Below are 21,184 nucleotides of genomic sequence, written 5' to 3'. Positions count from 1 at the left end.
CGCCCCCGCCGCGGGAGGTCCGACGGTCCGCCCCGACGCGGGGGCCGCGTTCCGCCGTCAGACCGCCGAGTCGGTGGCCAGGGAGAAGTACGCCTCCTCCTCCTGGTCGAAGTGGAGGGTCAGGACGGCGTGCAGGCCGTAGAGGCAGGCGCACAGATCGTCGAGTTGCTCGGGGCGCGGCCCGCCGGTCTCGGCGAGGGCGAGATGGTGACCCAGCCGGCGGACGAGGCGCTCGATCTCGGCGTGCGCCCTGCTCATGGTCATCGTGACCTCGGGACCGCCGAGCGTCCGCTCCAGCGCCGGATACAGCCGCCGCTCCTCGGCCCGTTCGTGCGGGAGCAGGCGTTCGGTGAGAAAGGTGTGGACCTCCCGCAGCCGGGCGAGATCCCCTGCCGACGGTCGCCCGCTCAGCCGGTCGGCCACCTCCCGGATGAGCTCCAGGGGCGGACGCAGCGAGGAGTGCTCCGTCTCGAACCGGCGCAGCAGGGACTCGGTGGTGGCGTCCACCACCGCGCGGGTTCCCCTGGCGGGGCGGAGCGCCCGCAGCGCGTTGAGAATGACCGCGACGTCGATGGCCTCCTGCAGCAGGGCCCCGGCCGCGGGCGGCAGCGCTCCGGCCGCGGCCACGATCATGGCCAGCACCGAGAGCGTCATCCCCGCGGCGGCGCTCTGGACGGCGATGCGGCGGGATCGGCGGGCGACGTCCATGGCGTCGGCGAGCCGGTCCAGGCGGTCGGTGGTGAGCACCACGTCGGCGGCCTGGGTGGAGGCCGCCGATCCTCGGGCACCCATCGCCACACCGACGTCGGCCGCGGCCAGCGCCGGGGCGTCGTTGATACCGTCGCCCACCATCACCGTCACGGCCCCGGCCACCTCATCCCGTACGGCGCGCGCCTTGGCCTCGGGGGTCCGCTCGGCCAGTACCCGGTCGACGCCGAGCACCACGCCCACGCTCTCGGCGACGTCGGCCCGATCCCCGGTGAGCATGACCACCCGGTCGATCCCGGCGGTGCGCAGCCGGCGCAGCGTGCGGGCCGCGTCGGTCCTCACGGCGTCGCGGAGCAGGATCACCCCGGCGGGTTCGCCGTCCACCGTCACCCAGACGGTCATGGCGCCGTCCAGCGCGGCCCGTGCCCGCTGAGCGCGCTCCCACTCAGAGGAGGCGGGGGCCGCCGCCTTGCCGACCGCTATCCGGTGTCCCTCCACCAGTCCCGTGGTGCCGGTCCCCGGCCGCTCCCGGACCTCGGCCGGCTGCGGCAGCCCGGTCCGGCGGGCGCGGGCGGCGCGGACGATCGAGGTGGCGAGCACGTGAGACGACATCTGATCCACCGCGGCGGCCCAGCGCAGCACGTCGTCGGCGTGGAACCCGGGGGCGGCCACGATGTCGACCACCTCGGGCCGGCCGGCGGTCAGTGTCCCGGTCTTGTCCAGGATGAGGGTGCGCGCCTGTCCCAGCGTCTCCAGCGCCCCTCCGCCCTTCACCACCACACCGTGCCTGGCCGTACGGGACAGACCGGAGGCGATGGCGGCGGGCGCGGCGAGCAGCAGCGGACACGGGGTGGCGACGACCAGCACGGCGACCGCCCGGACCGGCTGGCCGGAGAGCAGCCAGGCGCCTCCGGCCAGCAGGAGCGTGGCCGGCAGGAACCAGGCGGCGAACCGGTCGGCGAGCCGTACGACGGGGGCGGTGTCGGCCTCGGTCCGCTGCGCCAGACGTACCACTCCCGCGTAGGTGCTCTCGTCCGCGGTCCGGGTGGCCCGCAGGTCGAAGGCGGAACCGGCGTTCACCACGCCGCTGCGCACGCTCTCCCCCTCGGCGTGCTCGGCCGGGAGCGACTCCCCGGTCAGCGCCGACTCGTCCAGCAGCGCGAGCCCCGCCGCCACCACCCCGTCGACGGGGACCAGCTCACCGCTGGGGACCAGCAGCAGGTCGCCGGGGCGCACCTGTTCCACGGGGACGAGGTGAGGCTCTCCTCCGGAGTAGCGCCTGGCCGAGCGCGGTGCGCGTTCGTACAGGGCGGTCAGGTCCCGGCGGGCCCGGTGCAGGGCGTAGTCCTCCAGCGCCCGGCCACTCGCCAGCATCACGCCGATCAGCGCGCCGGCGAGGTACTCCCGTACGGCGAGCGTCCCGGCCAGGGCGAGCACGGCGATGGCGTCCACCCCCAGCCGGCCGCCGCGCAGTGCCGACACCACCCAGCCGATCGCGGGCACCAGGGCCACGCAGGTGACCGCCGCCCACGCCACGTCACCCGCGGCGCCCGCGCCGGCCAGGTGGAGCAGCGCTCCGGCCAGCAGTCCGGACACCGTCAGGGCCAGAAGGACAAAAGCCTTTAAACGCCCCATATCATCAGTCTTCCATGACGGCACGGCCCACCCGGGAAAGAGGTGCGCGCCCGGCCTCGGAGCGCCGGACCCGCACCGGGCTCCAGGCGCTCACCGGACTCCGGGCGTTCACGACCGGACGACGGCCACCGGGCAGTGGGCGTGGTGCAGCACACCGCGGCTGACCGAGCCGAGCAGCGCCGCCCCGACCGAGCTCATGCCCCGGGATCCGACGACGACCAGGTCGGCCCTGGCCGAGGCGTCGGTGAGGGCGTCCACGGGATGGGCGCTCTGGACGTCCTCCACCACCGTCACCTCGGGAAACCTCTCCCGCCACGCCCCGAGCCTCTGGCTGACCACGCGGTGCTGTGCCTGACGGATCTCGTCCATGTCGTAGGAGATCTCCGGCGCGAAGGCGTGCACCGGCAGTTGCCAGGCGTGGACGGCGCGCAGCACGGCGCCGCGCAGCACGGCCTGCTCGAAGGCGTAGGCCAGCGCGGGCTCGGACTCCGGGGAGTCGTCGACACCGGCGACGATCTCACCGCGCGACTCCTCACCGCCCGGACGGACGACGACCACCGGGCCGTGGGTGTGGGTGGCCACATACGTGCTCACCGACCCCATGAGGGCACCGGTGAAGCCGCCCAGGCCCCTGCTGCCGAGCACGATCTCGGCGGCGCCCGCGGCCTGGTCGCGCAAGACCCTGACCGTGGTGCCCTCGACCAGCTCGATGGTCACCTCAACGGACGGCCGGCGCTCGCGCGCCGCCCGTTCCGCGACGGTCAGCACCTTCCGCCCGCTCGCGACCAGACTGCCGGGCCACTCCGGGGTGGAGAAACGGGGAATGTCGTACGGACCGCGCTCCACGACGTGCACGATCCTCAGCGGCAGCCCCCTGCGGAAGGCGTCGTCGGCGGCCCAGCAGACCGCCCTCTCCGCCTCCGCCGAACCGTCCACCGCGACGACGATCGGCGAGGGGGCGTCCTGCGTGCCTGAAACCGGCAGGCCGGCATCCTTCTGGGACATCTTCTCCTCCTCGGATCCGGATCTGTCGGTTAGGAGTCCGGACCTGTCGGTTAAAGCGTCTGACCTCACCACCACCCGGCATGACCCCACCGGCGGGGACGCCGGGGCGTCCCGCCGCTGGAAAGGCCGCCGGTGGCCGGGCGGGGGGCCTCCTCACGCCCCCCGCCGTGGCGCCCGGCGACTACGCCCGCTGCCTGACGACGACGACCGGGCAGGCCGCGTGGTGAAGCAGCGAGTGGCTCACCGAGCCCAGCAGCAACCCGGTCAGCTCACCTCGCCCGCGCGACCCCACGACCAGCAGGCCGGCGTTGGCCGAGGCCTCCCTCAGGACGTCCACCGGGTGCGCGTGCTCCACCTGTTCGGTGACCTTGACGTCCGGGTAGCGCTCACCCCAGCCCGCCAGGGCCTCCGACAGCAGGCGCCGCTCCCCCTGGGCCATCTCCCCCGCGGCCGGCAGGGCGAACGGCCCGGACCCCGCGACGGGCCGGCTCCACGCGTGGATCGCCCGCAGGCCGACCCCGCGCAGCGACGCCTCGGCGAAGGCGAACCCGATGGCCTCCGCCCCCTCAGGCGAGCCGTCCACGCCGACGACCACCTCACCGCGCGACCCCTCGGGCAGATCTCGCACGACGGCGACCGGGCAGGCGGTCCGCCCCGACACGCCCAGCGCGACCGATCCCAGCAGCATGCCGCGGAAACCGCCGAGCCCGTGGCTGCCGACCACCAGGAGATCCGCGTCTCCGGCCGCCTCCATCAAGGCCAGCCTGGGGTCACCCGGCAGCAGCAGGGTCTCCACCTCGACACCGCCGTCCTCCTCACGGGCCCGGTCCAGGGCGTCCGTCAGCGTGGACTCCGCACCGTCGCGCATCCACCGGCCCACATCGGCGTACGGGGCGTCCTCGGTCATCTCCATGGGCCAGGCCGGCATGACGTGCACGATGCGCAGCGTGGTGCCGCGCAGCACGGCCTCCCGGACCGCCCAGCCCACGGCCTCAAGCGAGGCCCGCGAGCCGTCGACTCCAACCAGGATCATGATGTTCTCCTTCTCACCGCTTCATGGCGCCGACGCCCTCTACGGCGAGGGCGCCGACGAAAGTCTTCCTCAACCGGGATCCGGGACCCCCTCCGGGTGCTCTCCCCGCTCCCGGGGGCCGGGCACGACCGGCTTCACCCCTCCGGGTTCCCGGAGGTGCGGGGCAGCACCGGGACCAGGCGGAACACCCCCGTCATCAGCTCCGTCTCCGCCTCCTCCTCCGTGATCTGCCCCGCGACGGCCCGTAGCACGTCGGTGGTGGTCACCATGCCCACCAGGGTGGCCGACTCCCCCAGCACCGGCACCGCGTCGACCCCGGCACCGAGCATGGCCGCCGCGGCCTCGGCCAGGCGCGCGTCCAGCGAGACGTGCGGGCAGCGGCGATCGGCCACCAGCGCCCCGACCGGCACCCGCGACTGCTCGATCGGCCCGCCCGACCAGCGGGCGGTGAGGTCCTCACGGGTCACGACACCACGCAGGCGGCCGTTGCCCTCGACGACCGGCAGGTGGTGGACGTCCGCGCGGCGCATGATCTCCCAGGCCATCAGCGGGGACTCGTCCGGCTCGACGGCGACCAGCCTCCGGCTCATCACCTGGCCGACCCGGAGCTCGCGGACGTCCATCACGTCTCACCCCGGGCGTTTATCACCGCGACGGGACAGTGGGCGTGGTGCACGACCCCGTGACTCACCGACCCCAGCACGGCGGCCCCGAGGCCGCCCAGCCCGCGCGAGCCGACGACGACCAGGTCCGCCGAGTCCGAGGCCTCGCAGATGACGGCCACCGGATGCCCGTAGACCACGGTCTCCTCAACCTCGACGCCGGGATATCTCCGCTGCCAGGAGGCGAGCGTCTCGGCGGCCTGGCGGCGCTCGGTGGCGGAGATGTCGTCGAACAGCGACGTGTAGGCGGCGGCGTACGGACCGAGGATGGGCGCCTGCCAGGCGTGGATCGCCTGCAGCCGGGCCTTGCGGCGCACGGCCTCCTCGAAGGCGTGGTCGAGGGCGGCCGCCGCGTAGGCCGAGCCGTCGAAGCCCACGACCACCTTGTCCGCGACGGACCGGCGCGTCTTCTTGACGATCACGACCGGTGTGGCCACATGGCCCGCCAGGGCGAGCGAGACCGACCCCAGCAGCAGACCGGTGAACCCGCCCAGCCCGCGGCCGCCCACCACGACCTGCTCGGCGCCCTCGGCCTCACGCCGGAGCACGTCGACCACCCGTCCTCTCTCCAGTGCGGTGTCCACCCGCACCTGCGGGGCGTGCGCACGCGCCAGGTTCACCGCGTCGTCGAGCACGCCCTGGCAGTACTCGGCCATGGAGTCACGGAAGCCCGGCGGGGTCTGCAACGGGATGTCATAGGTCCACGGCTCGCACACGTGCACGATCCGCAGGGCGCATCCACGCCGGACGGCGTCGTCGGCGGCCCACTCGACCGCGGCCTGCGAAGGGGGGGAGCCGTCCACTCCCACCACTACATGCGCTGTCATGTCATCCTCCTGGGTTCTGTCTTCCATCCGACCGTTCGCCGGCGTTCCGCGCAGCGGTCGAAGGGCCTGATCGTCAGGGACTTCCGACCCCACCCGGAGACCTTCCCCTCCGCGGCCGTTTCCCATCCGGCCGTCACGCGGACGGCCCACTCTGCGGACGAAGGTCCCTGGGGAACAGGGCCGATCAGCCCTGACGGCGACGGCGCGCCCCGCCGTACTCTGCGGACTCAAGGGAGGTTCGACATGGCGCTCTCCACGGTGGTGAGCCTCGACCGGACGGCGGCGATGATCTTTGACACCGACGGCGTCATCACCGACACGGCCCGGGTGCACGCCGCCGCCTGGAAGCGGGTGTTCGACGCCTTTCTGCGCGACCGGGCCACCCGGTCAGGCGAGCGGTTCCGGCCGTTCGACACGGGTGAGGACTACCTGCTCCACGTGGACGGCAAACCTCGCGCGGACGGGGTCAGGGACTTCCTGCTGTCCCGGGGGATCACACCGGACCCGGACGTGGTCACGGCCCTCGCCGCACGCAAGGACGCGTCCTTCCTGGCGGAGATCCGCAGGCACGGCGTGACACCGTTCCCCTCGACCGTCGCCCTCGTCGAGGAGCTGCGGCGGCGCGGGGTGCGCACCGCCGCCGTGTCGGCGAGCCGGAACTGCGCGGAGGTACTGCGCGCGGCGAAGGTCGCCCACCTGTTCGACGTCCGGGTCGACGGCGTGGACGCCGCCCGGCTGCGACTGGCGGGAAAACCCGATCCCGCGCTGTTCCTGCAGGCGGCCCGGCGGCTCGGCGTCACACCGGCCGAGGCCGCGGTGGTGGAGGACTCCCTCGCGGGTGTGCGGGCGGGTGCGCGGGGCCGCTTCGGCCTTGTCGTCGGTGTCGACCGGCAGCGCCGGCAGGGTGTCGCGCTCCGGGCCTCGGGGGCCGGCCTCGTCGTCACCGATCTGGCGGAAATACAACTCGACGGGAGAAGAAGTGAACCCCTGGCTCCTCACCTATGACGGCTGCGACCCCGCCGACGAGGGGCTGAGAGAGGCACTGACGACGCTCGGAAACGGATACTTCGCCACCCGGGGCGCGGTTCCCGAAACCCGCGCCGACGGCGTGCGCTACCCCGGCACCTACGTCGCCGGCTGCTACGACCGGCTCGTCTCACAGGTGGCGGGCCGTCCGGTGGAGAACGAGGATCTCGTCAACGTGCCGAACTGGCTTCCTCTGACCTTCCGCGCCGACGGCGGCGACTGGTTCGCCCCCGGTAACGCCGAGGTCCTGGACTGCCGCCACACGCTCGACATGCGGCAGGGGATACTCACCCGGCTGCTCAGGATCCGCGACTCCGGCGGCCGGATCACCCGGCTGGAACAGCACCGCCTGGTCTCGATGGACGACCCGCACCTGGCCGCGCTGACCATGACGGTCGTGCCGGAGAACTGGAGCGGGCTGCTGGAGATCCGCTCGGAACTCGACGGGCGGGTCACCAACTCGGGGGTGGCCCGCTACCGGGGACTGGCCGACCGGCACCTCGTTCCGGTCTCCGCGCACGCCGCCGGCGAGGTGATCGAGCTGCTGACGCGCACCGCCACCTCCCGCGTGGAGATCGCGATCGCCGCCCGCACCGCGCTGACCGGCGGCCGGTGCCGTACCGGGGTGGAGGAGGACCGGGTCACCGACGACCGGGCGATCGAGGTGGCCGCGGGTGACGAGGTGCTCGTGGAGAAGATCGTCGCCCTGTACACCTCCAGGGACCGGGCGATCGCCGAGAGCGCCGCCGCGGCCAGGGCGGCGGTGGTACGTGCCGGCTGCTTTCACGATCTCCTCAGGCGGCACGTGCGCGCCTGGGAACGCCTGTGGTCGCGGGCACATGTCGTCGCCGAGGACTCCGAGGTGCAGCGGATCCTCAACCTGTACGTGTTCCACCTGCTGCAGACGGCCTCCCCGCACGTCACCGAACTCGACGCCGGGCTGCCCGCCCGGGGTCTGCACGGCGAGGCGTACCGTGGTCACGTGTTCTGGGACGACCTGTTCGTCTTCCCCTTCCTGGCTCCACGCTTCCCCGAGGTCACCCGGGCACTGCTGAGGTACCGGTGGCGACGCCTGCCCGAGGCGCGATGGGCCGCCCGCGCCGCCGGCTACACCGGGGCGATGTTTCCCTGGCAGAGCGGCGGCGACGGCCGGGAGGAGACACCGCGACTCCACTTCAACCCCCGCTCGGGCCACTGGCCGCCCGACAACTCGCGTCTGCAGCGCCATGTCGGACTGGCCGTCGCCCACAACGTCTGGCAGCACTACGAGGCGACCAAGGACAGCTCCTTCCTGGCGGGGTTCGGCGGGGAGCTGCTACTGGAGATCGCCCGCTTCTTCGCCTCGCTGACCACCCGTGAAGGCGAGCGATACGTGATCCGCGGGGTGATGGGCCCGGACGAGTACCACGACGGCTACCCCGGCAGGACCGAACCCGGCCTGGACAACAACGCTTACACCAACGTCATGACCGCCTGGCTGATGCGACGGGTCCTGGACATGATCGGCCTGGTCGGCGCCGAGGGGATGAGCGCCGAGGAGATCGACCGCTTCACCGGCATGGCCGGGCGGATGCGAGTGGACTTCCACGACGGGGTGATCAGCCAGTTCGAGGGATACGCCGAGCTGGAGGAGCTGGACTGGGCCGCGTACCGGCGGAGGTACGGAGACATCCGGCGGCTGGACCGCATCCTCGAAGCGGAGGGCGACAGCCCCAACCGCTACAAGGCCTCCAAACAGGCCGACGTGCTCATGCTCTTTCACCTGCTGGGAGAGAAGGGGCTGGGTGAGATCATGACCGACCTCGGCTACGGGTGGAACACCGAGACGGCGGTCCGGACGGTGGACTACTACCTCGCCCGGACCTGCCACGGGTCCACGCTGAGCGCGGTCGTCCACGCCGGGGTGCTGGCCCACGTCCGGCCGGGCGCCTCCCAGCCCTTCCTGGTGGAGGCGTTGAACAGCGATGTGAAGGACCTCCAGGGGGGCACCACGGCCGAGGGGGTCCATCTGGGGGCGATGGCGGGGGTCGCCGGCCTGTTCAAACGGTCCGCCGTGACGGCCGGTGACGTCACGCGCTGACCGGGCGCAGGCCGGTGATCCGGTACCGGAAGAACTCCCCCTCGGCCCACCGGCCGGTGCCGAAGAACCATCCCACCCTCCCGGCGGCGGGGATGGTGAGACCGGCGAAGGTGGCCTGGCCGGTGATCTCGCCGCCGAACGGGTGGAGCCCCCAGGATCCCGTGTTGCCGGGGTCACCCCAGCGGTCGAACACGAACGACCGGATGTGGCCGTCCGAGGTCAGCTCGTAACGGGTCCGGACCACCCTGCCGTCGACGGTGTGGGTGACGCCGACGTGGGTGTCGTCTTCGGCCGACCAGACCGCGCCCGATCGTGGCAGCAGCACTGTGGGGATCCAGCACGCCTCGGCGCCCGCCCGTTCGGCGGCCGACCTGGAGACGTCGGCCCCCTCGGCGTGGACCAGGCGGATCAGACCGGCCAGTTTCCAGTCCATGCCTCCGCGCCCCGCGGCGTAGTGGTCCGAGCCGGCGATCAGGGCGGCCACCCGCGCGCGCCACACGAAGCCCCGCTGGGGGGCGAGCAGCTGACGGGCGCGGAACGGAAGCCACCGGCCGACCTTGATGCTCCCTCGCATCCGCAGGCGGGCGGCGACCACCAGGGGCGTGCCGGGCGCGATGGCCGAGATGAGATGCCTCCGCACCGGCTCCGGCAGCCCCGCGACCTCGGCCTCCGTGAAAACCGCCGGAACCGGGGGCGAGGTGAGGAGTTCCCCCTCGATCCGCCGGAGATCCGCTCCGTTCATCCGTCACTCCTCGGTGCTTCTCGTTCGCCCGCGTCCCGCCGCCCGCTCCCGGTACCTCGACCGTAAGCACAGCAGACGGCGCCTGCCACCGCCCTGAGGCGAAGGGCGCCGAGGTGAGGGGCGAGAGACCTCAGGCTTTCGGGACCTTCGGTCCTGTCCCCGCGAGCGGTCGTGTCCCCCGCGAGGCGCGGCCGGTTCGGCGGTCTCCCGCCGCCGATCTGCCCGCTGGGGACGGGGACCGCTGGGGACCGACGCGGACGGGTGCCGAAGGGGAGGGGTGCCGAAGGTCCCCGGGGATGGTGTCCTTCGGCCGGTGAGCCGCCCGGGCGGCCGATGGTCTGCTGGGGGTGGGGGCGCCGGGTGTGACCCGCACGGCGGCACACGGCGCCCGGGGGATGTGAGATGAACGATGACGGTCGTCCTTTCCCGGTACCGGCGCCGACGCCGGCCGCGCACCGGGCGGGGACGGTGAGCACGGCGGGCGGAAGGTCTCCGGTGGGCCTGCTCGCCGGCGAGGCGGCCTCGTTGCCCGCCGAGCGGGTGCTCGACCGGCTGGACGCCACCGAGGCGGGACTGTCGAGTGCGGAGGCCGGGCGGCGGCTGGCCGTCTGCGGCCCGAACGCGGTACGCACCCACCACGCGCGGGCGCTCCGGGTGCTGGGCCGGCAGCTGCGCAACGCGGTGCTGATCCTGCTGGCGGTGACCGCCGTCATCTCGTTCCTCCTGGGCAACGCCGCCGACGCGGTGATCATCGGGGTCATCCTGGCGGCCGGCGTGGGACTGGGCTTCGCCAACGAGTACCGGGCCGAACGGGCGACCCAGGCACTGCACTCGCAGGTCAGGCACACCGTTGTGGCGCTGCGCGACGGGCGGCCCACCGAGGTCGACGTCACCGCCCTGGTCCCCGGTGACGTGGTCCGGCTGACGCTGGGCTCGATCGTCCCCGCGGACCTGCGGCTGCTGTCGGCGACCGGCCTGGAGTGCGACGAGAGTGTGCTGACCGGGGAGTCGCTGCCGGTGAGCAAGACCGTGGCACCTGCCCCGTCCGGCGCGGACCCTGCGGAGCCGAGCCGCTGTGCCCTGATGGGGACGGTGGTGCGGGCGGGGAACGGCACCGGGGTGGTGGTCGCGACCGGTGGGCGGGCGGAGTTCGGCCGTATCGCGCTGGGGCTGGGAGAGCGGCAGCCCGAGACCGACTTCCAGGCCGGGCTCCGTCATTTCTCGGTGCTGCTGCTCCAGGTCGCCATGGTGCTTACCTTCCTGATCCTGGTGACGAACCTGGTCCTGCGCCGCCCGCTGGTCGAGTCGCTGCTGTTCTCCCTGGCGATCGCCGTCGGGATCACCCCGCAACTGCTGCCCGCCGTGGTCGGTACCAGCCTCGCGGCGGGTTCCCGGCAGCTCGCCCGGCGCAGGGTGCTGGTCAAGAGGCTCGTCTGCATCGAGGACCTCGGCGACCTGGACGTCCTGGTCACCGATAAGACCGGCACCCTGACGGAGGGCCGGATCGACTTCGTCGCGGCTCTGGCCCCGGACGGCGGCGAGGACGATCGGGTGCTGCTGTTCGGGCTGCTGGCGACCGAGGCGAATCTGCAGGCCGCGGGCCCGGGAACGGCCGGGGGCAACCCGCTGGACACCGCCCTGTGGCGGGCGCCGGGCGCCGCGGCGCAGCCCGCGGGTTCCTACCGCAGGCTCGGGCTGCTGCCGTTCGATCATGACCGGCGGATGACCACCGCCCTGCTGAACGGCCCGGACGGCACCCGGACGCTGGTCACCAAGGGGGCGCCCGAGGCCGTCCTGAGCCGTTGCCGGAACGTACCGGTCGAGGCGGCCAAGACCCTGCGGGCCCGGTTCGCCGAGGGCAGCCGGGTGGTGGCCGTCGCCACCGGGGTCGCTTCCGGGCAGGCCGCCCCGGCCCCGTCCGACGAACGCGACCTGACCCTGGCCGGATTCCTGGTGTTCCTGGACCGGCCCAAGGCGGCCGCGGCCGGCTCGCTGCGCCGCCTGGCCGAACTCGGCGTCACCGTGAAGATCGCCACCGGCGACAATCCGCTGGTGGCCGAGAAGGTCTGCGCCGGCCTGGGCCTGGTCTCCGGCGGCACCCTGACCGGTGGGGACATCGGCGAGCTGGACGACGACGCGCTCATCGCGGCCGCCGAGAACGCCACGATCTTCGCCCGGGTCTCCCCGGAGCAGAAGGCGCGGCTGATACGGCTGATGCGCCGGCGCGGCCGGGCGGTGGGCTTTCTCGGCGACGGGGTCAACGACGCGCTCGCGCTGCACGCCGCCGACGTCGGCATCTCGGTGGACAGCGCCACCGACCACGTCGACCCCGAGCAGCTCCGTGCCCCCTCGCACTGGGACATCGGCTTCATCCGCCGGTTCATGTTGTTCTTCGGCCCGATCAGTTCCCTGTTCGACTTCCTCACCTTCGCGATCATGCTGGGGTTCTTCCACGCCGGCCCGGACCTGTTCCGTTCCGGCTGGTTCGTGGAGTCCCTCGCGACCCAGACTTTGATCATCTTCGCGATCCGTACCCGGCGGGTCCCGTTCCTGCGGAGCAGGCCGAGCCGGCCGTTGCTGATCGCCGTGCTGAGCGTCGTCACCGTGGGGGTCCTGCTGCCGCTGTCGCCGCTCGCACCCGAGCTGGGTTTCACCGCGCTACCGCTCGCGTTCTTTCTCGCCCTGGCCGGCATGGTCGTCGCCTACCTGGTCCTGATCGAGTTCGCCAAGAAGACTTTCTTCGCCGAGGCCGGCGGCCGGCTGCCCGTCATCCGCCGCCGCGGCCACCTCCATCGCGTGCAGCGCCGGGCCTCCCGCTTCAGCCACCCGGGCCCACTGCCCGGCGGCCCGAGCGGTGTTCACGGCGGTGGTCACGGCGGTCCCGGCGGTCCCATCGCGGGTCCAGCCCCGGGTCCCGCCCCCAGTGGCGGCGCCGGCCCTGTCGTCGACCGGCCGGAACCCCCCGGCCAGCCACAGTAGCCGTAAATCCACAGAACACCCCATAGAGCCGACAGTCCCTGTCAAAAGGGCACTTGGACCCTGGGTGCCGTCACGGCGATGCCTCAGGCTGCTGATATGAGGCGAATCGGCCGCGGCGAGTGCGACGTCCTGCTACGCGAAGGCGACATCGCGCACATCCGGCCGCTGCGGCCGGAGGATCGCGCGCAGCTGCACGAACTGGTCGACAGATCGTCGGAACACTCGGCCTACCTACGTTTCTTCACCGGCGGCACGGCCACCGCGCACGCCTACATGGACCGCGTCACCGCACGTGACCACCGGGGGCACGCGCTGGTGGCGCTGGCCCACGGCCGGCTGGTGGGGGTGGCGGAGTACATCCCCGGCGACGGGGCCGACGCCGAGGTCGCGATCCTGATCGACGACGAGATGCACCGTCACGGCCTGGGCACCCTGCTGCTGGAACACCTGGCGCTGGACGCGGCCGACGGTGGCGTGCGGGAACTGGTCGCCGACGTGCTCGCCGAGAACCGCCCCATGCTCCGGGTCCTGGACGACATCGGGCTGGACACCAGACGGGTGTTCGGCGACGGATCGGTCGAGGTCAGGATGGACCCCCGGCCCACCCCCGGCCTGCTGGAAAGGGTGGAGGAGCGGGCGCACCAGGCGGCGTCGGCCTCGCTGGCGCGGCTGTTCCATCCGGAGTCGGTCGCCGTGATCGGCGCCGGCCGCGCCCCGGGCGGGGTCGGTCACCGGATCCTGCGCAACCTCCTCGCCGGCGGCTTCCCCGGCCCCGTCTACCCGGTCAACCCGCACGCGGCCACACTGCGCGGCCTGCCCGCCTACCCGGCCGTCACGGAGGTCCCCGGCCCGGTGGACCTGGCGGTCATCGCGACCCCGGCGCACACGGTGCCGCGGGTCGCCCGCGACTGCGCCGATCACGGCGTGCGCGGCCTCGTCGTCGTCACGGCCGGGTTCGCCGAGGCCGGGCGGGCGGCCGCCGAGGACGAGCTGCTGAGGATCTGCCGGGAGGGCGGCATGCGGCTGGTCGGCCCCAACTGCCTCGGCGTCGTCAGCACCGGGGCCCGGCTCAACGCCAGTTCTCTGCCCGCCTCACCCGTTCCCGGTCCCCTGGCGCTGATGTCGCAGTCCGGGGCGGTCGCGGTCGCCCTGATCAACCGGGCGACCGACCTGGGGATGGGTGTCTCCTGTTTCGCCTCGGTCGGCAACAAGGCCGACGTCAGCGGGAACGACCTGCTGGAGTACTGGGAGGACGACCCGGCGACCGGCGTCATCGCCCTGTATCTGGAGTCGTTCGGCAACCCGCGCCGCTTCGGCCGTATAGCCCGGCGGGTGAGCAGGCGCAAACCGATCATCGTGATCAAAAGCGGCCGGGGCGGCTCGGGAGAGCGAGCGATCCGCTCGCACACCGCGGCCGCCGCGGGCACGGATGTGGCGGTGGAGACCCTGCTGAGGGCCTCGGGGGTCATCCGGGTGGACACCGTTCAGGACATGCTCGACACGGCGCGGCTGCTGGCCGCCCAGCCGCTGCCGAGGGGGCCGGGGGTGGCCGTCGTCGGCAACTCCGGCGGGCCACAGATCCTCGCCGCCGACGCCGCTGAACGGCGCGGCCTGCCGGTCCCCGAACTGACCCCCGTCACGCGCGGACGGCTGCGCTCCCGGCTGCGGGCGGCCGCGGCCGTCGGCAACCCCGTCGACCTCACCACCGACGGCAGCGCGCGGGACCTGGCGTTCGCCGTCGAGACCGTCCTGGCCGATCCGGGTGTGGACAGCGTGCTGGTCGTCTACACGCCGCCGTTCGGCTCCGGGCTGTCCACCACGCGGCGGGCCATCGTCTCCGCGACGGCCACGACGAGTAAGACCGTGCTCGCGTGCGTCACCGGGCACGACGGCCTGCTGGAGGGGCGGGTGCCCTGCTACGCCTACCCCGAGCAGGCCGTGCGGGCGCTGCGGCACGCGGTGGACTACGCGTCCTGGCGCGCCTCGCCGCGGACGCCGACCACCGAACCGGGACGGGCGGACACCGCCGCGGCGAGGGGCCTCGTCGAGGCGGAGCTGGCACGGTACCCGCACGGCCGGTGGCTCGACCACGACGGCGCCGCCCGCCTGCTGGGCTGCTACGGGGTTCGCGTCGTGGAGTCGGTCGCGACCGACGGGGCGGACGGCGCGGCGGCGGCGGCCGTGACGGTCGGGTTTCCGGCTGTCCTCAAGGCCACCGGCCCGGACCTGGTGCACAAGAGCGACGTCGGAGGCGTCCGTACCGGCCTCGGCACGCCGGACGAGGTCCGGCGCGCCTATCGGGAGATGGCCGGCACGATCGGACCGGCCATGACCGGCGCCGTCGTCCAGCCTGCGGTCACGGCGGGCGTCGAGATCATCATCGGCGGTGTCGCCTACGACGCCTTCGGCCCCCTGCTGATGGTCGGCATGGGCGGGGTCACCGCCGAACTGCTGCCCGACCGCTCCTTCCGGGTGCCGCCGGTCGACGATCGGGACGCGGCGGCGATGCTCGCCGAACTGCGCTGCGCGCCGCTGCTCTCCGGATACCGGGGGCGCCCGCCAGCCGACACCGGCGCGCTGCGGGAGCAGATCGTCGGCGTCGGGCGGCTCCTGAACGACCTGCCGGAGGTGGCCGAGCTCGACCTGAACCCGGTGATCGCCGGCCCGGGCGGGGCGGTCGCCGTGGACGTGCGGATACGGCTGGCCCCCGCGGTCGCACCGCCGTCGCCCCTGCGCAGGCGGCTCGGATGACCGGTCCGCCGCGTCCGCCCCGCGCGCACGCTGGGAGGCAGAGATGCGTGTCACCGTCAATGACGTCATGACCAGGCGGGTGATCTCGGTCGGCGAGAACGCCCGCCACAAGGAGATCGCAGAGGCGCTGCTCAGCCACGCGGTGAGCGCGGTGCCGGTGGTGGACGGCGAGAACCGGGTGATCGGTGTCGTCTCCGAGGCCGATCTACTGCGTGGGGAGAGGGAGGCGAGCGAGCGGCCCGGACCGGACCGGAAGCCGGACACGGACACGGGCCACGTCGGAGGTAGGGGCAGAGGCGTGGCCCGGGAGCTGATGACCGTTCCCGCGATCACCGTCTCGATGGACGCGCCCGTGGTGATCGCCGGACGCCTGATGGCCGACCACAGCGTCAAGCGACTGCCGGTGGTGGACGACCACGGCCGCCTGGTGGGCGTCGTCAGCCGCCGTGACCTGCTGAAGGCGTTCATCCGATCCGACGAGGACATCGAACGCGAGGTGCGCCTGGACGTCCTGACGCGGTCGCTGTGGATGGACACCTCGCGTGTCCACGTCGAGGTCAGGAACAGCGTGGTGACGCTGAGCGGACGGATGTCCCTGCGCAAGGACACCGAGATCGCCGTGTGGATGACCAGGAAGGTCAGCGGGGTCGTCGACGTGATCGACAAACTCGTCTGGGATCGCGACAACACCTCCCCCTGAGAAGGTCGGCGGGTCACCCCGGCGGCGGCCCGCTCAGCCGTACCGGGCCGCGTGGTCCCGCAGGCGCGACCACACCTCGTCGTCGACGTCGATCACGTCCCCGGAACGCGTCCCCTCGGTGGAGCCCGGCACGTGGCCGCCCGCCGTACCGAGTTCGAGGCAGAGCGCCTCGACCCGGTCGGCCGGCCCCTCGGCGGCGTCGAGGAAGGCGGGGTCGACGACCAGGGCGACGATCCCCCGTCCGGTGGCGCCGTCACGCTGGTCGAGGAGGGCGCCCGCGACGGACTCGACCAGCAGGCCGGTGAGGGTGCCCAGGAGTCCCCCCGCCGGGAGCAGCGCGTGCACGGCGGCGGCGTCGGTCACCGCGCCGCCGTCCGCGCCGACGGCCACCCCGGCGGGCAGCTCCTCTCCCCGGGCGCGGTACCCGCCCAGGCCGGCCTGGGTCATCGCCGCGGTGGCGAAGTCGGCGACCAGAACCCGGCCGTCCGCCCGTGGCAGCGCGTAGGCCATCGGGTTCGTGCCCAGGACGGGGGTGTGGCCGCCGTGCGGGGCGACCGTGCGCGGAGCGTGCGCGAGGAGCAGTGCGACCCGGCCGGCTCGTGCCTGCGCGGCGACGTAGGGGGCGAGCCGGCCCGTCCCGGTCACCGACCGTGCCGCGACCAGCCCGGCGCCCAGCTCACCGGCGATCCGCCCGGCGTGCCGTACGGCCGCCGCCATCGCGACGGGGCCGGGCACACCGAGCGCGTCCAGGGTGCGTACGGCTCCCGCCCCCCGGAGCGCCGGCACGGCGCACCGGGATCCGGGCCCGGTGAGCTCCCGGTCGAGCAGCGGGAGCCCGAACTCCGGATGGCCGTGCAGGTGCGCGGAGACCAGCGCCTCGGCCACCAGCGTCCGGTCGTCGGGGTAGGGCGCGAGCACCCCCGTAAGGAGTGCCCGCGCCTGCCCGGCCGCGGCCAGGGTCACGCCGGGCCGACCAGCCCGGCCGCCGCGACCAGCTCGGTGAGGAGCAGGGCGTTGCCGACCGTGCCCCGGTCGTGGTTGTGGCCGACCGCGACGAGGGAGACCCCCGACTCCAGGGCCTCGTGGGTGCGGATCCGGCCGACGCTGACGGTACGGCCGTCGCCCGCGTCCCGGTCCAGGAACGGCTGGGGACGGTCGGGCTCGTCGCGGACCGCGATCAGCCTGCCGGGGGCGGAGGGCAGCTTGTACTCGGCGGCGTTCCCGGTGAAGGAGCCGAGAACCTCGGCGATCTCCGAGGCGGACGCGGTGGCGCCCAGGCCCGCCGAGAGGACGGCGGTGTGACCGTCCCGTACCGGGACGCGGGTGCAGGTCGAGGCCATGGGCGCGCTCCAGGGCACGACGCGGTCGCCCTGCAGGGTGCCGAAGATCTTCGCCAGCTCGGAGTCGAGCTTCTGCTCCTCGTCGGAGATGTACGGGATCAGGTTGTCGATCACCTGGAGCGCGGCCACGCCGCTCTTGCCCGCGCCCGACAGCGCCTGCATGGTCGTGGTCACCAGCGAGCGCACGCCGTAGGCGTCCTGCAGCGGCTTGGCGGCGAGGCCGACGATGACCGCGGTGCAGAGCGGGCTGGCGACGAGGAAGCCCCGGTCGTGGCCACGGGTGGCCGCCTGGCTCTTGACCAGCGCGAGATGCCCGGGGTTGATCTCGGGGACGACCAGCGGGACGTCGTCCTCCAGGCGGAGCCCCCCCGACTCGCTGATCACGCCGAAGCCCAGGGCGGCGAGCTGCGGGTCGAGTTCGCGGGCGTGCGGACCCGGCAGGCCGGAAAGCACCAGGCTGACCCCGGCCTCGCGCAGCGCGGGGCCGTCGATGCCGACCAGGCGGACGTCGGCCCACTGGGCGGGGAGGGGCTCGTCCAGCAGCCAGCGGTCGGCCACGGCCTCGCCGAGCGTGCGGCCCACGTCGGCGGGGTCGTCGGCGATGATCGCCCGCACGTCGAACCACGGGTGGTCGCCGAACAGGCCGAGGCCGCGCTGACCGATATAGGCGAAGGGGGTCTTGCCGGCCACACCGAGGAGGCCAACACCGATCTTGGACATCGAACTGCCTTTCAATAGGGGAATTCAGGAGTGCAGGCGCTGGTTGGCGAACACCCCGGAGTCGAGAGCGAGACGGATGACCACCTCGCGCGCCTTCCGTATGTGCCGCAACTCGATCTCCGCGGCCCGCTTCCCGTCGCGGTCACGCAAGGCGTCGAGGAGCTTGCGATGATCGTCGAGGGGTTCGCCGGGCTCCAGCGGACGCGCCGAGCAGAGCCGGAGGATCCGTTCGAGGTCCTCGAACAGGCTCTCGGTGATGCGGTGCAGCCGGACGTTGCCGGACAGCCGGGCGATCGTGCAGTGGAACAGGTGCGAGGCCGAGAGCACCGAGGAGGAGTCGGCGGCCAGGCCGTACCCGAACTCCGTCTCCTCCGACAGCTTCTCCAGCTCGGCCGGTGGGGACTGCGCGGCCAGCCTGGCCGCCATCGGGCCGATGGCCTCGCGCAGGTTGAGCAGGTCGATCAGATCCTGCAGGGTGACCGGCGCGACCCGGGTCTGGCTGCGCGGGGAGATCTCCACGAGGTTCTCGTGGGAGAGCCGGTGCAGCGCGTCGCGGACCGGGGTCCGCGAGGTGCCGAACTCCGCGGCCAGGTCACCGATGTCCAGGGGGTGGCCGGGGAGCAGATCACAGACGAGGATACGGCGGCGTAGGTTGGCGTAGACGCTTTCCCGGAGCCCCGCCGCGCCCCCGTCGCGACGGGCGTCGATCATGCGCTGATCCGGTTCATGCCCCGCCGTGACACCACGTCCTCGGGGCCGGTGCCCATGCCGTCGGCGAACTCGACGTGGTCGTCCCCAGTCACGAACGCCGCGGCGGCGGCCTCGTCGACCCACTCCATGAGCAGGGTGAACTCCTCACCGGTCCAGAACGCCTCGGCCCGGATCGCTCCCGGCTGGCGCAGGATGAGCGGCCGGCCGCGCTCCCGCCAGAACTCCTCCACCCCGGGCCGCCGCTCGGCGGCGATCCGCACGGTGACCGCGCGCACGTGGCCACCGGCGATGATCGGGGGCAGTACGGTGTCGGCCCCCTCCCGCTCGGTGACCCGGACGCCGAGGTCGGCGAAGCTGTTGTTGATGCCGGAGTGGGCCTGGCCGGAGTGGAAGTCGGTGAAATGCCGGGCCGAGTCCCAGAAGGTGACCGTGCGCAGACGGCCGGGGATCTCGGACTCCAGCACGACGGAGCCGCGCCAGCCGGGCCGGCCCGACGGGCCCGCCGTACCCTCCGCCCCGAAGTAGCCGACCACCTCGGCGCGCTTGCCGGCGTCGAACTCCAGCGTGCTGTAACGCGCGTACATCAAAGGACCTCGCTCTGAATCGGGGTCACTGGCGTGACCAGGGGACAAGACGGCGTTCGAGCAAGGCGACCAGCAGCCCGGCCAGGTAGCCGAGCAGGGAGATCGTCACGATGCCGACGTACATCTTGGCGACGGAGAGGGTGCCCCAGGCACTCCAGATCAGGTAGCCGATGCCGGTGCGGGATCCGACGAACTCCGAGGCCGCGATGATCACGAAGGCGCCGCCCACGGAGAGCTTGAGACCGGTGAAGATGCTGGGGAGCGCGGCGGGGAGCGCCACGGTGGTCCAGGTCCGCCACCTGCTCGCGCCGCTGCTCTTGGCGACGTCGAAGTAGATCGGCTGGATCTGGAGCACGCCGCCCATCGTGTTGTAGAAGACGTAGAAGAAGACGCCGATGGCGACGATCACCCACTTGCTCGCCTCGCCGAGGCCGAAGATGAGCAGCAGCAGGGGAAGGATCGCGATCTTGGGGATCGGCAGGAGACTGGCGAAGATCGGCCCGAACAGCGCGCGGAGCAGGGGAACCGCGCCGAGGGCGATGCCGAGCAGGAGACCGGGCACCGCGCCGAGCACCAGGCCCACGCCCACGCGGCTCAGCGTGGCGAGCGCGTGGTTCTGGAGCGTTCCCGCCGCCACGAGGTCGGCGAAGGTACCGACGATCGAGGTCGGCGGCGGGAAGAACCGGGCGTCCAGCACGCCGGACCGGCTCGCGACCTCCCAGACGAGCAGCAGCAGGATCGGGGTGAAGGGCCCGGCGATCCTGGCGGCCCGCCCGGACCGCTCGCTCCGCAGCCGGCCCACCAGCAGCTCCCGCGAAGGCGACGTGCTCACCATGCCCTCACCTCCGAGGGGGCCGGGACGTCCTGGTCCGGGGAGGCGCTCGACGGAGCGTCCGGGGGGACGTCCGAGGGGTCGTCCGGGGAGGCGGAGGCGGCACCCTGGCGCAGCAGCCGCCAGAGTTCGTAGGTGATCTCACCGTAGCGGGGGTCCCTGCGCAGCTCCAGGATGTCGCGCGGGCGTCCGAACGGCACGGGCACGTCGGCCAGGATCCTGCCCGGCCGGGCGGACATGACCAGCACCCGGTCGGCGAGGGTCAGCGCCTCGTCGACGCTGTGGGTGATGAACACGACGCTCTTGCCGCTGTCCTGCCAGATGCGCAGCAGCTCCTGCTGGAGGACCAGCCTGGTCTGCTCGTCCAGGGCCCCGAACGGCTCGTCCATCAGCAGGATCTCGCCGTCGTCGGCCAGCGCCCTGGCGACGGAGGTGCGCTGGCGCATCCCGCCGGAGAGCTGGTGCGGGTAGGCGCCGCGGAAGTCGGTGAGGCCGGTGAGCTCCAGCAGCGGGGCGACCAGCCGCCGCCGCTCGGCCCGGCCGGCTCCGCGGACCTTCAGCGGGTAGCCGACGTTCTCCTCCACGCTGAGCCAGGGGAACACGCCGTGTTCCTGGAAGACGACCGAGGTGTGGCCGTCCACCTCGACCTCGCCGAGGTCCTGGCGGTCGAGACCGGCGAGGATCCGCAGCAGGGTGCTCTTCCCGCATCCCGAGGGGCCCAGGAGGCACACGAACTCGCCCTGGCCGACGGAGAAGGAGACGTCCTCGACCGCGATCACCGTCTGGTCGCGCCGGACGTCGTGGAAGCCCTTCCAGACGCCCCGGAGGTCGATGGGGGGAGCGCTCACG

Annotated in this window: 17 protein-coding genes; 5 read left to right on the top strand and 12 right to left on the bottom strand. The window is 73.1% G+C overall.

Annotation, left to right across the window (positions count from 1 at the left end; translation table 11 throughout):
• Positions 1-57: 57 nt before the first annotated feature.
• The 5 genes from ABZ194_RS16065 to ABZ194_RS16045 form a co-directional block, all read right to left on the bottom strand.
• A complete protein-coding gene (locus ABZ194_RS16065) occupies positions 58-2,343 on the bottom strand; it encodes a heavy metal translocating P-type ATPase (RefSeq protein WP_355596743.1) in 2,286 nt (761 codons plus the stop codon).
• Between the two features lie 108 nt (positions 2,344-2,451).
• Positions 2,452-3,348 carry a universal stress protein gene (locus ABZ194_RS16060; RefSeq protein WP_355596741.1) on the bottom strand — a complete coding sequence of 299 codons (897 nt, stop codon included), beginning with the start codon at positions 3,346-3,348 and terminating at the stop codon, positions 2,452-2,454.
• A gap of 181 nt (positions 3,349-3,529) precedes the next feature.
• Entirely contained in the window at positions 3,530-4,381 is an 852-nt protein-coding gene (locus ABZ194_RS16055) for a universal stress protein (protein WP_355596738.1), read from the bottom strand.
• Positions 4,382-4,515: 134 nt separating this feature from the next.
• Entirely contained in the window at positions 4,516-5,004 is a 489-nt protein-coding gene (locus tag ABZ194_RS16050; RefSeq protein ID WP_355596736.1) for a CBS domain-containing protein, read from the bottom strand.
• Positions 5,004-5,870, bottom strand: a complete 867-nt coding sequence (locus tag ABZ194_RS16045) for a universal stress protein (RefSeq protein ID WP_355596734.1) — start codon at positions 5,868-5,870, stop codon at positions 5,004-5,006. Before ABZ194_RS16045 ends, ABZ194_RS16050 begins: the two co-directional genes overlap by 1 nt.
• A gap of 243 nt (positions 5,871-6,113) precedes the next feature.
• Between ABZ194_RS16045 and ABZ194_RS16040 the strand changes: the two genes are divergently transcribed.
• Entirely contained in the window at positions 6,114-6,875 is a 762-nt protein-coding gene (locus tag ABZ194_RS16040) for a beta-phosphoglucomutase family hydrolase (protein ID WP_355596732.1), read from the top strand.
• On the top strand, positions 6,850-8,976 hold the full coding sequence (locus ABZ194_RS16035) for a glycoside hydrolase family 65 protein (RefSeq protein ID WP_355596730.1): 2,127 nt from the start codon (positions 6,850-6,852) through the stop codon (positions 8,974-8,976). The genes ABZ194_RS16040 and ABZ194_RS16035 overlap by 26 nt, the downstream gene beginning before the upstream one ends.
• On the opposite strand, the gene ABZ194_RS16030 is transcribed toward ABZ194_RS16035, so the two are convergent.
• Complete coding sequence (locus ABZ194_RS16030) at positions 8,966-9,718, bottom strand: DUF6544 family protein (RefSeq protein ID WP_355596728.1); 753 nt, start codon at positions 9,716-9,718, stop codon at positions 8,966-8,968. The genes ABZ194_RS16035 and ABZ194_RS16030 overlap by 11 nt on opposite strands.
• Before the next feature lie 402 nt (positions 9,719-10,120).
• Between ABZ194_RS16030 and ABZ194_RS16025 the strand changes: the two genes are divergently transcribed.
• The 3 genes from ABZ194_RS16025 (at position 10,121) to ABZ194_RS16015 (ending at position 16,148) form a co-directional block, all read left to right on the top strand.
• Positions 10,121-12,697: an HAD-IC family P-type ATPase gene (locus ABZ194_RS16025; RefSeq protein ID WP_355596726.1), complete on the top strand. Its 2,577-nt coding sequence runs from the start codon at positions 10,121-10,123 to the stop codon at positions 12,695-12,697.
• A 96-nt stretch (positions 12,698-12,793) separates the two neighbouring features.
• Positions 12,794-15,448, top strand: a complete 2,655-nt coding sequence (locus ABZ194_RS16020) for a GNAT family N-acetyltransferase (protein ID WP_355596724.1) — start codon at positions 12,794-12,796, stop codon at positions 15,446-15,448.
• A gap of 43 nt (positions 15,449-15,491) precedes the next feature.
• Positions 15,492-16,148, top strand: a complete 657-nt coding sequence (locus ABZ194_RS16015) for a CBS domain-containing protein (RefSeq protein WP_355596722.1) — start codon at positions 15,492-15,494, stop codon at positions 16,146-16,148.
• Positions 16,149-16,181: 33 nt separating this feature from the next.
• On the opposite strand, the gene ABZ194_RS16010 is transcribed toward ABZ194_RS16015, so the two are convergent.
• The 6 genes from ABZ194_RS16010 to ABZ194_RS15985 are packed head-to-tail and all read right to left on the bottom strand — an operon-like array spanning position 16,182 to position 21,183.
• Entirely contained in the window at positions 16,182-17,111 is a 930-nt protein-coding gene (locus ABZ194_RS16010; protein ID WP_355596720.1) for an Ldh family oxidoreductase, read from the bottom strand.
• Complete coding sequence (locus ABZ194_RS16005; RefSeq protein ID WP_355596718.1) at positions 17,108-18,208, bottom strand: aspartate-semialdehyde dehydrogenase; 1,101 nt, start codon at positions 18,206-18,208, stop codon at positions 17,108-17,110. Before ABZ194_RS16005 ends, ABZ194_RS16010 begins: the two co-directional genes overlap by 4 nt.
• Before the next feature lie 24 nt (positions 18,209-18,232).
• Complete coding sequence (locus tag ABZ194_RS16000) at positions 18,233-18,919, bottom strand: GntR family transcriptional regulator (protein WP_355596716.1); 687 nt, start codon at positions 18,917-18,919, stop codon at positions 18,233-18,235.
• Positions 18,916-19,503: an antibiotic biosynthesis monooxygenase gene (locus ABZ194_RS15995; RefSeq protein WP_355596714.1), complete on the bottom strand. Its 588-nt coding sequence runs from the start codon at positions 19,501-19,503 to the stop codon at positions 18,916-18,918. The genes ABZ194_RS16000 and ABZ194_RS15995 overlap by 4 nt, the downstream gene beginning before the upstream one ends.
• A 25-nt stretch (positions 19,504-19,528) precedes the next feature.
• Positions 19,529-20,338: an ABC transporter permease gene (locus ABZ194_RS15990; RefSeq protein ID WP_355596712.1), complete on the bottom strand. Its 810-nt coding sequence runs from the start codon at positions 20,336-20,338 to the stop codon at positions 19,529-19,531.
• Positions 20,332-21,183: an ABC transporter ATP-binding protein gene (locus ABZ194_RS15985; protein WP_355596710.1), complete on the bottom strand. Its 852-nt coding sequence runs from the start codon at positions 21,181-21,183 to the stop codon at positions 20,332-20,334. Before ABZ194_RS15985 ends, ABZ194_RS15990 begins: the two co-directional genes overlap by 7 nt.
• Position 21,184 lies beyond the last annotated feature (1 nt).

It is taken from the genome of Streptosporangium sp. NPDC006007 (assembly GCF_040614315.1).
GTDB lineage: Bacteria > Actinomycetota > Actinomycetes > Streptosporangiales > Streptosporangiaceae > Streptosporangium.
The sequence above is the reverse complement of the archived record's forward strand: the minus strand, read 5'-3'. Positions and strand labels throughout refer to the sequence as shown.

What these genes read in the sequence shown, in the direction of transcription:
- ABZ194_RS16040 (WP_355596732.1), top strand. Translation starts at nt 6,114, where the DNA reads ATGGCGCTCTCCACGGTGGTGAGCCTCGACCGGACGGCGGCGATGATC.
- ABZ194_RS16050 (WP_355596736.1), bottom strand. Translation starts at nt 5,004, where the DNA reads ATGGACGTCCGCGAGCTCCGGGTCGGCCAGGTGATGAGCCGGAGGCTG.
- ABZ194_RS16055 (WP_355596738.1), bottom strand. Translation starts at nt 4,381, where the DNA reads ATGATCCTGGTTGGAGTCGACGGCTCGCGGGCCTCGCTTGAGGCCGTG.
- ABZ194_RS16030 (WP_355596728.1), bottom strand. Translation starts at nt 9,718, where the DNA reads ATGAACGGAGCGGATCTCCGGCGGATCGAGGGGGAACTCCTCACCTCG.
- ABZ194_RS16015 (WP_355596722.1), top strand. Translation starts at nt 15,492, where the DNA reads ATGCGTGTCACCGTCAATGACGTCATGACCAGGCGGGTGATCTCGGTC.
- ABZ194_RS16025 (WP_355596726.1), top strand. Translation starts at nt 10,121, where the DNA reads ATGAACGATGACGGTCGTCCTTTCCCGGTACCGGCGCCGACGCCGGCC.
- ABZ194_RS16045 (WP_355596734.1), bottom strand. Translation starts at nt 5,870, where the DNA reads ATGACAGCGCATGTAGTGGTGGGAGTGGACGGCTCCCCCCCTTCGCAG.
- ABZ194_RS15990 (WP_355596712.1), bottom strand. Translation starts at nt 20,338, where the DNA reads ATGGTGAGCACGTCGCCTTCGCGGGAGCTGCTGGTGGGCCGGCTGCGG.
- ABZ194_RS15995 (WP_355596714.1), bottom strand. Translation starts at nt 19,503, where the DNA reads ATGTACGCGCGTTACAGCACGCTGGAGTTCGACGCCGGCAAGCGCGCC.
- ABZ194_RS16060 (WP_355596741.1), bottom strand. Translation starts at nt 3,348, where the DNA reads ATGTCCCAGAAGGATGCCGGCCTGCCGGTTTCAGGCACGCAGGACGCC.
- ABZ194_RS16005 (WP_355596718.1), bottom strand. Translation starts at nt 18,208, where the DNA reads ATGTCCAAGATCGGTGTTGGCCTCCTCGGTGTGGCCGGCAAGACCCCC.
- ABZ194_RS16020 (WP_355596724.1), top strand. Translation starts at nt 12,794, where the DNA reads ATGAGGCGAATCGGCCGCGGCGAGTGCGACGTCCTGCTACGCGAAGGC.
- ABZ194_RS16000 (WP_355596716.1), bottom strand. Translation starts at nt 18,919, where the DNA reads ATGATCGACGCCCGTCGCGACGGGGGCGCGGCGGGGCTCCGGGAAAGC.
- ABZ194_RS16065 (WP_355596743.1), bottom strand. Translation starts at nt 2,343, where the DNA reads ATGGGGCGTTTAAAGGCTTTTGTCCTTCTGGCCCTGACGGTGTCCGGA.